At 70.9% G+C, this 12,829-nt stretch carries 9 protein-coding genes; 3 read left to right on the forward strand and 6 right to left on the reverse strand.

Annotation, left to right across the window (positions count from 1 at the left end):
- The 3 genes from AC1DYG_RS12940 to AC1DYG_RS12950 all read right to left on the reverse strand — a co-directional run bounded on the left by AC1DYG_RS12940 (position 1) and on the right by AC1DYG_RS12950 (position 4,868).
- Positions 1-519: a SurA N-terminal domain-containing protein gene (locus AC1DYG_RS12940; protein WP_477640281.1), complete on the reverse strand. Its 519-nt coding sequence runs from the start codon at positions 517-519 to the stop codon at positions 1-3.
- Positions 520-629: 110 nt separating this feature from the next.
- The gene (mfd, locus tag AC1DYG_RS12945) at positions 630-4,226 is read right to left on the reverse strand and encodes a transcription-repair coupling factor (RefSeq protein WP_477640282.1); all 3,597 of its coding nucleotides are present in this window, start codon (positions 4,224-4,226) and stop codon (positions 630-632) included.
- A gap of 264 nt (positions 4,227-4,490) precedes the next feature.
- On the reverse strand, positions 4,491-4,868 hold the full coding sequence (locus AC1DYG_RS12950; RefSeq protein ID WP_477640283.1) for a hypothetical protein: 378 nt from the start codon (positions 4,866-4,868) through the stop codon (positions 4,491-4,493).
- Positions 4,869-5,314: 446 nt separating this feature from the next.
- On the opposite strand from AC1DYG_RS12950, the gene AC1DYG_RS12955 reads away from it, so the two are divergent.
- Positions 5,315-5,590, forward strand: a complete 276-nt coding sequence (locus tag AC1DYG_RS12955) for a PqqD family protein (protein WP_477640284.1) — start codon at positions 5,315-5,317, stop codon at positions 5,588-5,590.
- Here the strand turns inward: AC1DYG_RS12955 and AC1DYG_RS12960 are convergent.
- Positions 5,574-6,749 (reverse strand): nucleotidyltransferase family protein, encoded by a 1,176-nt coding sequence (locus tag AC1DYG_RS12960; RefSeq protein ID WP_477640285.1) that lies wholly within the window; start codon positions 6,747-6,749, stop codon positions 5,574-5,576. The two genes, AC1DYG_RS12955 and AC1DYG_RS12960, sit on opposite strands and share 17 nt — an antisense overlap.
- A gap of 210 nt (positions 6,750-6,959) precedes the next feature.
- On the opposite strand from AC1DYG_RS12960, the gene AC1DYG_RS12965 reads away from it, so the two are divergent.
- Both AC1DYG_RS12965 and wecC read left to right on the forward strand, forming a co-directional pair.
- The gene (locus tag AC1DYG_RS12965) at positions 6,960-8,969 is read left to right on the forward strand and encodes a WecB/TagA/CpsF family glycosyltransferase (RefSeq protein WP_477640286.1); all 2,010 of its coding nucleotides are present in this window, start codon (positions 6,960-6,962) and stop codon (positions 8,967-8,969) included.
- Positions 8,966-10,222: a UDP-N-acetyl-D-mannosamine dehydrogenase gene (gene wecC / locus AC1DYG_RS12970; RefSeq protein WP_477640287.1), complete on the forward strand. Its 1,257-nt coding sequence runs from the start codon at positions 8,966-8,968 to the stop codon at positions 10,220-10,222. Before AC1DYG_RS12965 ends, wecC begins: the two co-directional genes overlap by 4 nt.
- On the opposite strand, the gene wecB is transcribed toward wecC, so the two are convergent.
- Both wecB and AC1DYG_RS12980 read right to left on the reverse strand, forming a co-directional pair.
- The gene (gene wecB, locus AC1DYG_RS12975) at positions 10,219-11,415 is read right to left on the reverse strand and encodes a non-hydrolyzing UDP-N-acetylglucosamine 2-epimerase (protein WP_477640288.1); all 1,197 of its coding nucleotides are present in this window, start codon (positions 11,413-11,415) and stop codon (positions 10,219-10,221) included. The genes wecC and wecB overlap by 4 nt on opposite strands.
- A 94-nt stretch (positions 11,416-11,509) precedes the next feature.
- Complete coding sequence (locus AC1DYG_RS12980) at positions 11,510-12,664, reverse strand: GNAT family N-acetyltransferase (protein ID WP_477640289.1); 1,155 nt, start codon at positions 12,662-12,664, stop codon at positions 11,510-11,512.
- Positions 12,665-12,829: the final 165 nt, after the last annotated feature.

A 12,829-nucleotide genomic window follows, 5' to 3' on the forward strand; every position in this document is an offset into this window, starting at 1 on the left:
TCAGCCCGCCGGGGTGGCGGCGGGTGCGGCCGGCTCGGCCTTGATCCAGTTGGGCTGGCTCGTGCCGAACTGGACCTTCGTGGCGTTGAAGGTGCCGTAGCGCGGGTTGAGCGTCACCTTCGCCCTGGACGCGAGCTCGACGACCTTGCCCTGCTCCACGCTGGTCAGCTGCTGGGACGACAGGCTCGACTTCACGAGCTCGAGGGTGGCCGGCACCGGGTCCTCGATGTTGACGATGGCGGCCCTGGCCGCCGAGTCGGACAGGCCCTTGCCGGACTCCTCGGCGACCTGGTTGATGAACGAGGCCATCACGAGGCTGGTCAGCGCACTGGCCGTGCTGAGCGTCGAGTCGGGGTAGGCCTTCCTGATCTGCGTGGTGGCCTCCTGGACCTCCTGCTCGCTGATCCGGTGTCCGTTGACGACCGCGGCGGTGTCAGCGGTGGCGCAGCCGGACACGGCCAGCACCCCCACGACCACTGCCGTCACGATCGACCCACGCAGCGCACTCAATGCCTTCACGGACTACATCCTTCACTCGGTACAACGTGTGGTGGCGTACGGCGTTCTCTTGGTACAGCGTCATCTCGCCGTGCAACTTCTCTGGGTACAGCTGGCTGGGTACAGCTGGCTCAGCGGGCCGAGGCCGCGCCCTGACCGGCGCCGACCCGGGCCGCGTCGGCGACGCTGCCCAGCAGCACGCCCCGGATGAGGTCGCTGGCCCACTGCAAGACTGCCGTGTCGCGCAGCGGTTGGCCACCCACCCGAGCCGTCATCGGCTTCGGCACCAGAATGGTATGCAGCGCGTCCTTGACGAGCGACTTCGGGTAGAGCCGCTGCAGCCGCAGCTGCGCCGACTCGGGGAGCTCGACCGGCCCGAACCGGACGAAGTTGCCCTGCACCGAGATGTCCGCGACCCCCGCCTGCCGGGCCACGGTGCGCAGCCGGGCGACCTCCATCAGGTTGCGCACCGGCTCGGGCAGCGGGCCGTAGCGGTCGACCAGCTCGGCCTCGATGTCGGCGAGCGCCTGCTCGTCGAGGACGCTGGCGAGCTTCTTGTAGGCCTCGAGGCGCAACCGCTCCCCCGGGACGTACTCGTGCGGGAGGTGGGCATCGACCGGGAGCTCGATCTTGATCTCGCCGGGCGCCGACTCACCGTCACCCCGGAAGTCGGCCACGGCTTCCCCGACGAGCCGGACGTAGAGGTCGAAGCCGACCCCGGCGATGTGGCCGGACTGCTCGCCGCCGAGCAGGTTGCCGGCGCCGCGGATCTCGAGGTCCTTCATGGCGATCTGGATGCCGGCGCCGAGGTCGGTGTGGCTGGCCATCGTCTGCAGCCGGTCGTGGGCCGTCTCGGTCATGGGCTTCTCGGGCGGGTAGAGGAAGTAGCAGTAGGCGCGCTCGCGGCCTCGTCCGACCCGGCCGCGCAGCTGGTGCAGCTGGGAGAGGCCGAGGACGTCGGAGCGCTCGACGATCAGCGTGTTGGCGTTGGAGATGTCCAGGCCGGTCTCGACGATCGTGGTGCAGACCAGGACGTCGAACTTCTTGTCCCAGAAGTCGAGGACGACCTGCTCCAGCTTGTGCTCGCCCATCTTGCCGTGGGCGGTCGCGACCCTGGCCTCGGGGACGAGCTCACGGACCCGACTGGCGGCGCGTTCGATGGTCGACACCTTGTTGTGGACGAGGAAGACCTGCCCCTCACGGAGCAGCTCGCGCCGGATCGCGGCGACGATCTGCTTCTCGTCGTAGGCGCCGACATAGGTCAGGACCGGGTGCCGCTCCTCGGGAGGCGTTGCGAGAGTGGACATCTCGCGGATGCCGGTCACGGCCATCTCGAGGGTGCGCGGGATGGGGGTGGCCGACATGGCGAGCACGTCGACGGCGGTCCGCAGGGTCTTGAGCTGTTCCTTGTGCTCGACGCCGAAGCGTTGTTCCTCGTCGATGACGACCAGCCCGAGGTCCTTGTACTGGATCGTCCCGCCGAGCAAGCGGTGCGTGCCGATGACGAGGTCGACGCTGCCGTCGGCGAGGCCGGCGATGGTCTCGCGGGCCTCCTTGTCGCTCTGGAAACGGGACAGCGGCCGCACCACCACCGGGAACTGCTGGTAGCGCTCGGTGAAGGTCTGCAGGTGCTGCTGGACCAGCAGGGTGGTCGGCACCAGCACCGCCACCTGCTTGCCGTCCTGGATCGCCTTGAACGCGGCGCGCACGGCGATCTCGGTCTTGCCGTAGCCCACGTCACCGCAGATGAGCCGGTCCATCGGCACGGTGCGCTCCATGTCGGACTTGACCTCGTCGATCGAGCTGAGCTGGTCGGGGGTCTCGACGTAGGAGAACGCGTCCTCCAGCTCGCGCTGCCATGGCGTGTCCGGCGCGAAGGCATGGCCCTTCGTGGCCATCCGCGCGGAGTAGAGCTGGATGAGCTCGGCCGCGATCTGCTTGACGTACTTGCGCGCCCGGCCCTTGGTCTTGGCCCAGTCGCTGCCGCCCATCTTGTTGAGCGTGGGCATCTCGCCGCCGACGTAGCGGGTGACCTGGTCGAGCTGGTCGGTGGGCACGAAGAGCCGGTCGCCCGGTTGGCCGCGCTTGCCGGGGGCGTACTCGATGAGGAGGTACTCGCGGGTCGCAGCGCCGATGGTGCGCTGCACCATCTCCACGAACTTGCCGACACCGTGCTGCTCGTGGACCACGAAGTCGCCGGGCTTGAGCTGGAGCGGGTCGACCTGGTTGCGCCGGCGCGAGGGCATCTTGCGCATGTCCTTGGTGGACCCGCCCTGCCCCGGTGTGCCCGTGAGGTCGGTCTCGGTGATGAGGGCGAACTTGCTTGCAGGAGAGAGGAACCCGCTGCCGACGCTGCCGGTGGTCAGATGCACCACCCCGTCGGAGAGGTCGCTCAGGTCGGCGTCGAGGCGGGCGGCGACCGACTCGTCGGCCAGCACCTCGGCGACGCGGCGGGCCAGGCCAGGACCCTCGGTGACGACCACGACCCGCCAGCCGTCGGCGACCCAGCGCTGAAGGTCGGCGACCGCCTCCGGGGTGCTCCCGCGATAGCGCGGAGCCTCCTCCAGACCGGTGTTCACGACCACGGAGTCACCCTCGGCGAGCTCCTCGTCGGCGACGAACGGGCCGAGGTCCCACCACGGCATACCGGAGCCGTGGGCGTGGGCGCGGAGGTCGGCGAGGCTCCAGAACGACGCGGTGCCGAGGATGCCCTGGAGGTCGATCGGCACGGTGTTGCCGACGGCGGCGTTGGCCCAGCCGGCCTCGAGGAACTCCTGGCTGGTGGCGACGAGGTCGTGGGCCCGCGTGCGGACGCGTTCGGGGTCGCACAGGACGACGACGGTGCCGTCGCGCAGCGTGTCGAGAACGCTCTCCATGCCGTCGACCAGGGCCGGTGCCAGCGACTCCATGCCCTCGACGGCGATGCCCTCGGCGAGCTTGGCGAGGAGGTCGACCGCACCGGGCAGCTGGTCCATCAGCGCGGCGGCGCGAGCGCGCACCGACTCGGTCAGCAGCACCTCGCGGCAGGGCGGGGCCCACAGCCCGTGCTCGGCGACCTCGAGGCTGCGCTGGTCAGCGACCTTGAACCAGCGGATCTCCTCGACCGTGTCGCCCCAGAACTCGACCCGCACCGGGTGGTCCTCGGTGGGCGGGAAGACGTCGAGGATGCCACCCCGGACAGCGAACTCCCCGCGCCGCTCCACGAGGTCGGTGCGCGTGTAGGCCGCGGCCGCGAGGTGCTCGACGACCTCCTCGAGGGGCGCGTCGTCGCCGGCCTTGAGGGCGACAGGGGCGAGGTCACCCAGGCCCTGGGACACCGGTTGCAGCACGGCCCGCACCGGGGCCACGACCACGTCGAGCGGGCCGTAGGTCGGATCGGAGGAGTCCGGGTGCTTGAGCCGGCGCAGCACGGCGAGCCGCTTGCCGACGGTGTCGCTGCGCGGACTGAGCCGCTCGTGGGGGAGGGTCTCCCACGCCGGGAACTCGGCCACGCGGTCGCGGTCGAGGAAGCACCCGAGCGCCGCGACGAGGTCCTCGGCCTCGCGCGTCGTCGCCGTCACCGCCAGGATCGGCCGACCACTGTCACGAGCCAGCGCGGCGATGAGGGCCGGCCTGGCACCGGCCGTCACGGCGAGGTCGGCGGCTGGGGCGCCCGCGCGGGCGACCGCGAGGGCCCGACCCACGGCGGCATCGGCACCGAGGAGGTCGAGCAGCGGGGCGAGGGTCATGAGGAGGCTCCTGGAGACAGCTGGGTCCGGGCACAGCGGCTGCGTGGACAGCACGCTGAGTGGACAGCACAAGGGCCCCACAGCAAATGAAGTGCGGGTAGACGACGTGTGGGGGTGTTCACCACTCTAACCGCCGCCACCGACGGCCCCACGCACGCACAGAGAGGTATGCCGGGTGGTCACCACCCGGCATACGTCGTCGTCGTTGGTGCGGGGCCGGCGCGCCGCCATCGTCCCCCGAGGGTGGCGCGGGCCCCGCTGGCTCTACGTCGGGCCACCCTCGGCGCGGTGACGCCCGGGTTCGCCGGGGTTGGCCTGGGTGGCGGCCGAGTGGGCCCGTCGCATCCGCGCCGCGACCGTGATCGCCGCGGCACCGGCCGACACGGCGGCCAGCCCGATCGCGGCCCCACCGACGGCGTCGCTGCCGGTGAACGCCAGGGACGAAGCTGCCGTGCCGCCCGACCCCGCAGCGGTCCCCGGGTCGGCTGCGGCACCGCCTGAGCTCGACCCGCCGCCGTTCGACGGTGGCGGACCGGAGGCGGCGGAAGCCGAGTCCATCGAGACCACCGTCACGACAGGCACCAGCCACGCGGCGCCGGCCATGCCGGCCGCGCCCCTGAGGGCCGTGCGTCGACTCACCATCCCTGCATTCATCCCTCGTCCTCCCTGCAAGGCCAAGCCGAGGGCTTGGTCGGACGCTTGTCCATCGCGGCGTGCTAGCGCCTTCTCCTGCCGCCGCCGCCCTGGTCATTGTTGTTGTCACCCTGGTCGCCCCCGGTAGGGGCCCCGGACGCCGCCGAGGCGGAGTCCATGGCAATCACCTGCACCAAGGGTGCAATCCAGACGGTGGCGGCGCCAGCGACACCAACTCGGAGCGTGGTCCGGCGGCTGACGAGCGACTCGGGTGGCTCACGTCTATGGTCCACTGCCCCCCCTCCCTACATCGTGAAGCCCTTCAGATGCTCAGTGCATCCTGGAGTGCTCCGATGCTAGGCGGGATGGCGTGGCGGCGAGAGCGGCAATTGAATGAATCCGGGGTACGTCATCGGGCGTAGGACGAATGGCGCACGGGACCCTACGGTCTGGACATGGAACTCGACACCGTCCTGATGGTCTCCCCCAGGGTGAGTGTGCTGCCGATCGGCGACGAGCTGTCCCTCTTCGACGACTCGACCGGCCAGGCACTGGCCCTCAACCGGACCGCCGCCGACATCCTCGCCCTCGTCGACGGGTCCGCCACCTTGGCAGACATCGCGACGATCGTCGCGCGCGCCTACGACCGACCGCAGGACGAAGCCGCCGACGCCGTGGCCGCCGTCGCCGCGACGTTGCTCGAGCACGGCGCCGTCACCGCCGCTGGTTGAGGACGAACCTGACGAAGTCTGCGCGGCCGTCGGGCCCGCCGACCGCGTGACGGGCGGAGTCCGGGGAGGTCGGGTCCAGCAGCTGGGCGCGGGTGAGCACCTGCCCCCCTCGCAGGACCCGGGAGGCCGCCTTCGTCCCGAGCGACCCGAAGCTGGAGGCCGTGGTCTCCCTGCAGGCCCGGGCGACGAGCCGCGCCACCGACGGGCCCACTCCGCTTCGTTCGGGTGGCGAGAGCGCATTCGATGCAGTCGCGACAATCGACCAGGGGCGCCACGGATCCTGCTCATGGCGCCTCCCTCCTTCATCGCCGAGCGTCCAGCGAAGTCTGCGCAGCATGAGGTCGAGGGCCGGCACAGCTCCCCACTGCCTGGCGACCGACCCCAGCTCGCCCGGCTCGGGACGGGTGGCCACGAGGGCCGCCCGCAGGTCCGTCAGCCAGGACAGGCGGTGGCCTCCTGAGGCCGCGGCGTGGACCGCGAGGTGGACGATCGCGTCCGTGGCTCCCAGGCCCCGCACTCCGGCCCCTCCGACGGTGAGCTCGACCGACCGGTCCAGGAGCACGTCGAAGGCCGGCGACCGGTCGATCGACATCGGGGACGGTCCGAGGGACCAGTGGAGGTCCAGCGCACCACCCGAGGGGGTCCGGAAGTTGAGCTCGTGGACGTCCAACCTCCTGAGCAACGGCCAGTTCGCGTCCAGGAGGTCGAAGCCCCGGGCCTCGAGGGCGGCGAGGGTGGTCGCGAGGTCGCGGGGCGCCACGACGACGTCCAGGTCCACGTACGAGCGCAGGCCCGGCTCGGCATACCAAGGGGTCACCGCAGGCCCCTTCACCACCAGGAACGGCACCCGGGAGCCGTCCAGCGCCTGCTGCACGACGGCCAGGTCCGCGAGAGCGCGCTGGTGCCTTCCCAACGCGGCGTGAACGGCGTTGTCGATGCCGTCGACGACGACGGCGGCATCGGCAGCGCGTTGTCGCACCCACCCTTCGACTCCGTGGATCTGGGCAGCCGTCACGAGGCCGTGCGGCGCGCCCTCGCCCGGCAGCCAGGTTCCCGGGCGAGACCCCGGGGCCACGGCGTCCACCAGCCAGGCCGCAGTCCGGCGGTCGAGCCGTCGCGGGAGCACCGCCCAGCTGTCGCCGTCGAGGGTGCCGACCATGGTCGAACGGTAGTCGGCGCACGACTCCTCACCCCGGACTCCGACAAAAGAAGTAGTCGGCATCCACCGTCCGCATGAGATTGCGCTCATGCCGATGGGGCCTGCCGTGGCCCTCCGGCGTTCCTACCCTCGATAGCAACCACGTCGTTGGGCCACAACCGAGTTCGCGAGCGTGAGTGACAGTGTGGAGGGGTAGTGGGTGAGGCGAGCGTGCCAGCAGCCAACGCGTCCAGGGGGGCTCGGAACTCACTGGCAGCACAGGACTTCATCGACCGGCTCACGGCGCTGAGCCTGCGTGGGCTCGCCCAGATGTTCGTCGCACCGGAGCGCACGTTCGTCCAGACACTGCGTGGCGTTCCGGGGTCGAACGGTCCGCAGGCCCGCGTTGAGGGCCACAACCTGCGGTATGCCGCCATCTCGGCCCTCGGTCTCGCGAGCGTCGGCTCGTCGGACCAGACCGACGTCCTGGCCGGTCTGACCGCAGCCGACCTGGCGGCCGAGGTTGCCCAGCAGGCCACGAAGGCCACCGACCCGGGCGCCGTCGCGCTGGCGGCCTGGGCCGCCGCGGAGGTCACCGGAACCTGTGAGGCGACGCTGTTCCGGCGGATGCGCGGCTGGCTGGCCTCCGGCCGGCCGCTTCCGACGGTCGACGTCGCGTGGATGGTCACTGCCGCCGTGGCCAGCCGCGGACTGGGCCACGACGCCGACGTGGCTGTCAGGGACGCTGCCGCCGTCGCCGCACTCGGGCGGACCCGCCTCCTGGAGGCCCAGGGGCCGACGGGAGTGTTTCCCCACGCCCTGCCGGCCAGCTCGCTGGGTCGCCTGAGGGCCCACGTCGGGTGCTTCGCCGATCAGGTCTATCCCATCCAGGCGCTGGCACGGCTCGCGGCGGCCGATGGCGACCACGCCGCGATGAGTGCGGCCAACCGCTGTGCCGCCGCGATCTGCGCGGTCCAGGGCAGCGCAGGTCAGTGGTGGTGGCACTACGACGCTCGTGACGGCTCCGTCGTCGAGCGGTTCCCGGTCTACAGCGTCCACCAGCACGCGATGGCACCGATGGCGTTGTTCGACCTGGCCGAGTGTGGGGGCGACGACCACACCGCCGAGGTCCTTCGCGGCCTCGACTGGTTGCGGACGCACCCCGAGACCTTTGCCGAGCTGGTCGATGACGACTTCGCAGTGGTCTGGCGCAAGGTCGGACGACGCGAACCTGCCAAGGCCGCCCGCAAGCTCGCGGCCGTGACCACGTCGGTGCGCGCCGGATGGCACCTGCCCGGCGTGGACCGGGCCATGCCTGCCACCGTCGTGGACCGCGAGTGCCGCCCCTACGAGCTGGGCTGGCTGCTCTATGCCTGGTGCGGTGCCTCGCGCGCCGACCGCCTGGTCCCGACCGACGCGGAGAGCTCACTGAGGCTGGTTCCCGCACGAGCCGCCGCGACCCAACGGCTGTTCGGCATGCCCGTGGACGCCCTGACGCTCGCAGAGGTGGTGGGTCGCTGTGACACCGCGATCCGCCACCAGCTGCCGGTCCAGATCGGCGTCCTCAACGCGGCCAAGGTGGTGCGGCTGCGCTCGGACGCTCTCTTGCGGAGCTCGCTGCTCCAGTGCGAGGTGATGGTCGCCGACGGGCAGTCCGTCGTGTGGGCAAGCCGCCTCCTCGGCCGACCCCTGCCCGAACGCGTTGCCGGCATCGACCTGTTCGAGGCGCTGCTCGCACTGGCCGACCGCGACGGCCGGAGGGTCTACCTCCTGGGGGCCCGTCCGGAGGTGGTCGCCCGCGTCTCGCGCGTCGTCGAGGAGCGCTATCCGCGGGCCAGGGTGGTCGGCAGCCGCGACGGCTACTTCACCGATGCGCAGGCGCCGCAGGTCGCCGAGTCGATCCGGCGGTCGGGGGCCGACATGCTCTTCCTCGGGATGGTCTCTCCCAAGAAGGAGATCTTCATCGGGACCTACGGTCAGACCCTTGGCGTCCCGGTCGTGCATGGCGTCGGTGGCTCGTTCGACGTGCTGGCCGGCGTGACCGACCGGGCTCCCCTTGCGTGGCAACGGGCCGGCATGGAATGGGCCTACCGGCTCAAGCAGGAGCCGCGCCGGCTGGCGCGCCGCTACCTCACCACCAACACCGCATTCCTGGCCCTCACGATCCAGGAGCGGGTCCGCCCGACCGCACCGTATGCCGCGGCGCCGGCTGCCGACCGCGACCTCAGGAGCGTGTCATGACCGAGGAGTTCACCGGGCGCGTGGCCGTGATCGGCCTGGGCTACATCGGCCTGCCGACGGCCGTTGCGCTGGCGACGAGGGGCATCGACGTCGTCGGCGTCGACGTCAACCCCGCCACGGTCGAGGCGGTCTCGCGGGGGCAGCTCCCCTTCGTCGAGCCGGACCTCGCGGTGGGCGTCAGCGGCGCCGTCAGCATCGGGCGCCTGACGGCGACGATGGAGACGCCGGAGGCCGACGCCTTCATCATCGCGGTGCCCACCCCGTTCAACGACGACCACACGGCCGACGTCTCCTACATCGAGAGGGCGGTGGCCCAGATCGCCCCGCGGCTCCGCGGTGGAGAGGTGGTCATCCTCGAGTCGACGTCACCGCCGGGGACGACCCTGGGGATCAGTCGTCAGCTGGCCGGGCTACGGCCGGACCTCACGCTCCCCCACGCGTCCGAGGGTGTCGCCGACATCCATGTGGCGCACTGCCCGGAACGCGTCCTCCCCGGCCGGGTCATGATCGAGATGGTCACCAACGACAGGGTCGTGGGAGGAATCACCCGCCGGTGCGCCGAGAAGGCAGCCGCGATCTACCGCGTCTTCGCCCAGGGCGACATCCTGCTCACCGATGCGTCCAGCGCCGAGATGGCCAAGCTGACCGAGAACGCCTACCGCGACGTCAACATCGCCTTCGCCAACGAGCTGTCCCTGATCTGCGAGTCCCTCCACCTGGACGCTTGGGAGGTCATCACGATGGCCAACCGCCATCCCCGGGTGAACATCCTCAACCCCGGCCCCGGGGTCGGCGGCCACTGCATCGCCGTTGACCCCTGGTTCATCGTCGGCGCTGCGCCAGAGCTCTCCAGGCTCATCCGGACCGCACGTGAGATCAACGACCACAAGCCGCACCACGTTGCGGCGCAAGTGATCTCGAAGGCCTCGCGGTTCCGGGACCCCACCATCGCCTGCCTTGGCCTGGCCTTCAAGGCCAACATCGACGACCTGCGGGAGAGCCCCGCGGTCGACATCGTCGAGGAGATCGCCCGGTCCCTGCCCGACGTGGAGATCCTCGTGGCGGAACCGTTCACGTCTGCGCTCCCCCCGCGTCTGGCGCTGCTGCCGAACCTGCGGCTGGTGCCTGCGGAGAAGGCCGTCGAGACCTCCGACATCGTCGCCCTCCTGGTCGACCACGACCAGTTCCGCGCGATGAACCGCAGCTGGCTCGCCGGCAAGGTCCTCTACGACACCAGGGGCATCTGGCGCTAGTCAGGGCGGCCGGTCGTCGGGACGGCCGGTGCGGCGGGCACGGCCGGTGCGGCCGGTGCGGCCACGAAGTCCGCCGGCCGCTCGGCATACCCGAAGAAGTGCTCCATCGCCTGCACACACCGCGCGGCGGCGCGGCCGTCGCCGTAGGGGTTCACGGCGTGCGCCATGGCCGCGTACGCCTCGGCGTCGGTGAGCAGCCTGGTCACTTCGCGGACGAGGGTCGCCTCGTCGGTGCCCACGAGGCGGACCGTGCCCGCGTCGACGGCTTCGGGGCGCTCGGTGGTCTCACGCATGACCAGCACGGGCTTGCCCAGGCTCGGCGCCTCCTCCTGGACTCCCCCGCTGTCGGTGAGGACCACCTCCGCCCAGCTCATCATCGTGGCGAAGTCGCTGTAGTCCAGCGGCTCGGTGATCGTGACGTTGGACAGGCCGGTCAGGATCGGCAGGAGCACGTCGCGCACCACGGGGTTGAGGTGCACCGGGAGCAGGAAGTCGACGTTCGGGAAGGCCCTGGCCAGGCGCGCGATGGCCTGCCCGGAGTGGCGCATGGGTTCGCCCCACGACTCGCGGCGGTGCGAGGTGACGAGCACGAGCCGCCGGTGGCGCAGCGGTTCCAGGTCGGGACAGGCGAGTGGCGCCGCTCGGCCGACCACGTCGAGCAGGGCATCGATGACCGTGTTGCCGGTGGTGACGATGGCCGAGGCCTTGACGCCGTCGTGGAGCAGGTTGGCGCGCGACGTCGGGGTCGGAGCCAGGTGCAGGGAGGTGAGCTGGGTGGTCAGTCGCCGGTTGATCTCCTCGGGATAGGGGTTGAGCGGGTTGTCCGTCCGCAACCCCGCCTCGAGATGGACGACGGGCACCTGGTGGTAGAAGGCCCCGAGCGCGGCTGCAAAGCAGGTCGTCGTGTCCCCCTGGACGAGAACGGCGGCGGGCATCGTCGTCTCGAGCAGCGGCCGCAAGCCCGTCAGGGTGCGCGAGGTGATGTCCTCCAGCGTCTGACGTGGCTGGAGGATGTTCAGGTCGTGGTCGGGCACGATGCCGAACAGGTCGTTGACCTGGTCGAGCATCGTCCGGTGCTGTCCCGTGACGGCGACCACGGGTTGCAGGTGGCGGCTGCGCCCCAGTGCCTGCACGACGGGCGCGAGCTTGATCGCCTCTGGCCGGGTCCCGTAGACCACCAGAATGCTCCGCATCAGTCCTCCTGGTCCCGCGACCGACTCTGCGACGAGCGTATGGGCAGCCCCCCGGGTCCGGTGCGGATACGTGGGCAAGACGCCCGAACGGTGGTCATCCGCGGCCTCGAGCCGTCCTGCGGACCCGCCTGCCGATGAGGTGGGACCGCAGCCGCTCGACCCGCTTCTGACCGAGGGTGTCCGCCACCCGCCGCACGGCCCAGCGGGAGGAACGGTTGGCGGCCGCGAAGGCGATCCACTTCGGTCGCGGCCTGAGCACCTCGACGTTCCGGCTCATCCACACCGAGTCGGACCAGTAGCGCTTGTACTGGGCGTCGCCGGATCCGAATCCGATGCGGCTCACGTCCGCGTCCTCGCAGGCGTCGGTGACGACCGTACCCAGCAGGCCGACGCCCGGAGCAAGATCGGCGAAGGCGGCGTCGAACCCGGTCTCGTGCAACGTCCAGGTGCTGTCGAAGCAGAACGCCGACCAGAAGGCGATCGGGACGCCTGCGCGTTCGGCCAGCCACACGCGGTACCAGCCCTGCTCCACGCCCTCACCGAGGAGCTGGTCCCTGAGTGGGGAAGGGCCGAACCCGACGCCGATGGCGCTCTGGTAGCTCACGGCCGCGATTCGGTCGATGCTCGTCCGCAGAGCCTCGCCAGCGACGTCCTGTCCGGAACGCCTGACGACCAGTCCCGCCTCGGCGCTCGCGAACTTCCGCAGGCTGCGACGAATGCTCTCGCGGGCCCGTGAGCCGCGCCGGGACAGGAACGCGGGAAAGGTGCACGAGACGTCAGCGTCGTAGTTGGCAACCGGGGGCGACACCAACGGCCGTGGACGGCTCTCGACCGCTGACAGGCGACGCTCCAGGACGGATCCTTCTCGGACGCCGTAGAACCTGACCGCATCCGCGTCGCCTCGGCCCAGCGCGCCGAGGGCTTCGTCCACCAAGGGCAGCATCACGTCGTCCGAGGGGCCGACGACGCCGTCCTGCGGCACGCAGAGGACCGTGGCGCGCAGTTGGAGCACCGTGGCGAAACCGACCTTCACTCGCAGCCGCTGACGCTCAAGGCGCCCGAAGAGCGCAGCCGCGGGAGCGTCGGTGGACCCCTCCGAAACGATGACGTAGGGCCCGATCACGTGGGTCCCGGCGTGCAGGGCCGCCTTGAAGAGCGCAGGCTCGGTGTCCGGGGACAGGTGAGGCAGAGACTCCCAACCCCCCAAGGAAGCGTCGAGCTCGTTCCCCCAGCGCAGAACCCGCGGCACGTCCCGATGGTAGATCGGGTGGGCCGGGTTCGCGGGCATCCCGGTGGGGCGATGTCCCGAACAGCCGAAGGGACTAGTCCATTTGCCCTAGTCATTCGCAGGCTGCTAGCGTCACGGGCGGCTGCCCCTGGGTTGATCCCAGCGCTATCGTCGGGGTAGCCAGCG

It is taken from the genome of Pedococcus sp. P1_H8 (assembly GCF_056405175.1).

Excerpts from the sequence above, each read along its gene's own strand:
- AC1DYG_RS12955 (WP_477640284.1), top strand. The coding sequence starts at position 5,315 with ATGGAACTCGACACCGTCCTGATGGTCTCCCCCAGGGTGAGTGTGCTG.
- AC1DYG_RS12950 (WP_477640283.1), bottom strand. The coding sequence starts at position 4,868 with ATGGTGAGTCGACGCACGGCCCTCAGGGGCGCGGCCGGCATGGCCGGC.
- wecC (WP_477640287.1), top strand. The coding sequence starts at position 8,966 with ATGACCGAGGAGTTCACCGGGCGCGTGGCCGTGATCGGCCTGGGCTAC.
- AC1DYG_RS12960 (WP_477640285.1), bottom strand. The coding sequence starts at position 6,749 with ATGGTCGGCACCCTCGACGGCGACAGCTGGGCGGTGCTCCCGCGACGG.
- mfd (WP_477640282.1), bottom strand. The coding sequence starts at position 4,226 with ATGACCCTCGCCCCGCTGCTCGACCTCCTCGGTGCCGATGCCGCCGTG.
- wecB (WP_477640288.1), bottom strand. The coding sequence starts at position 11,415 with ATGCGGAGCATTCTGGTGGTCTACGGGACCCGGCCAGAGGCGATCAAG.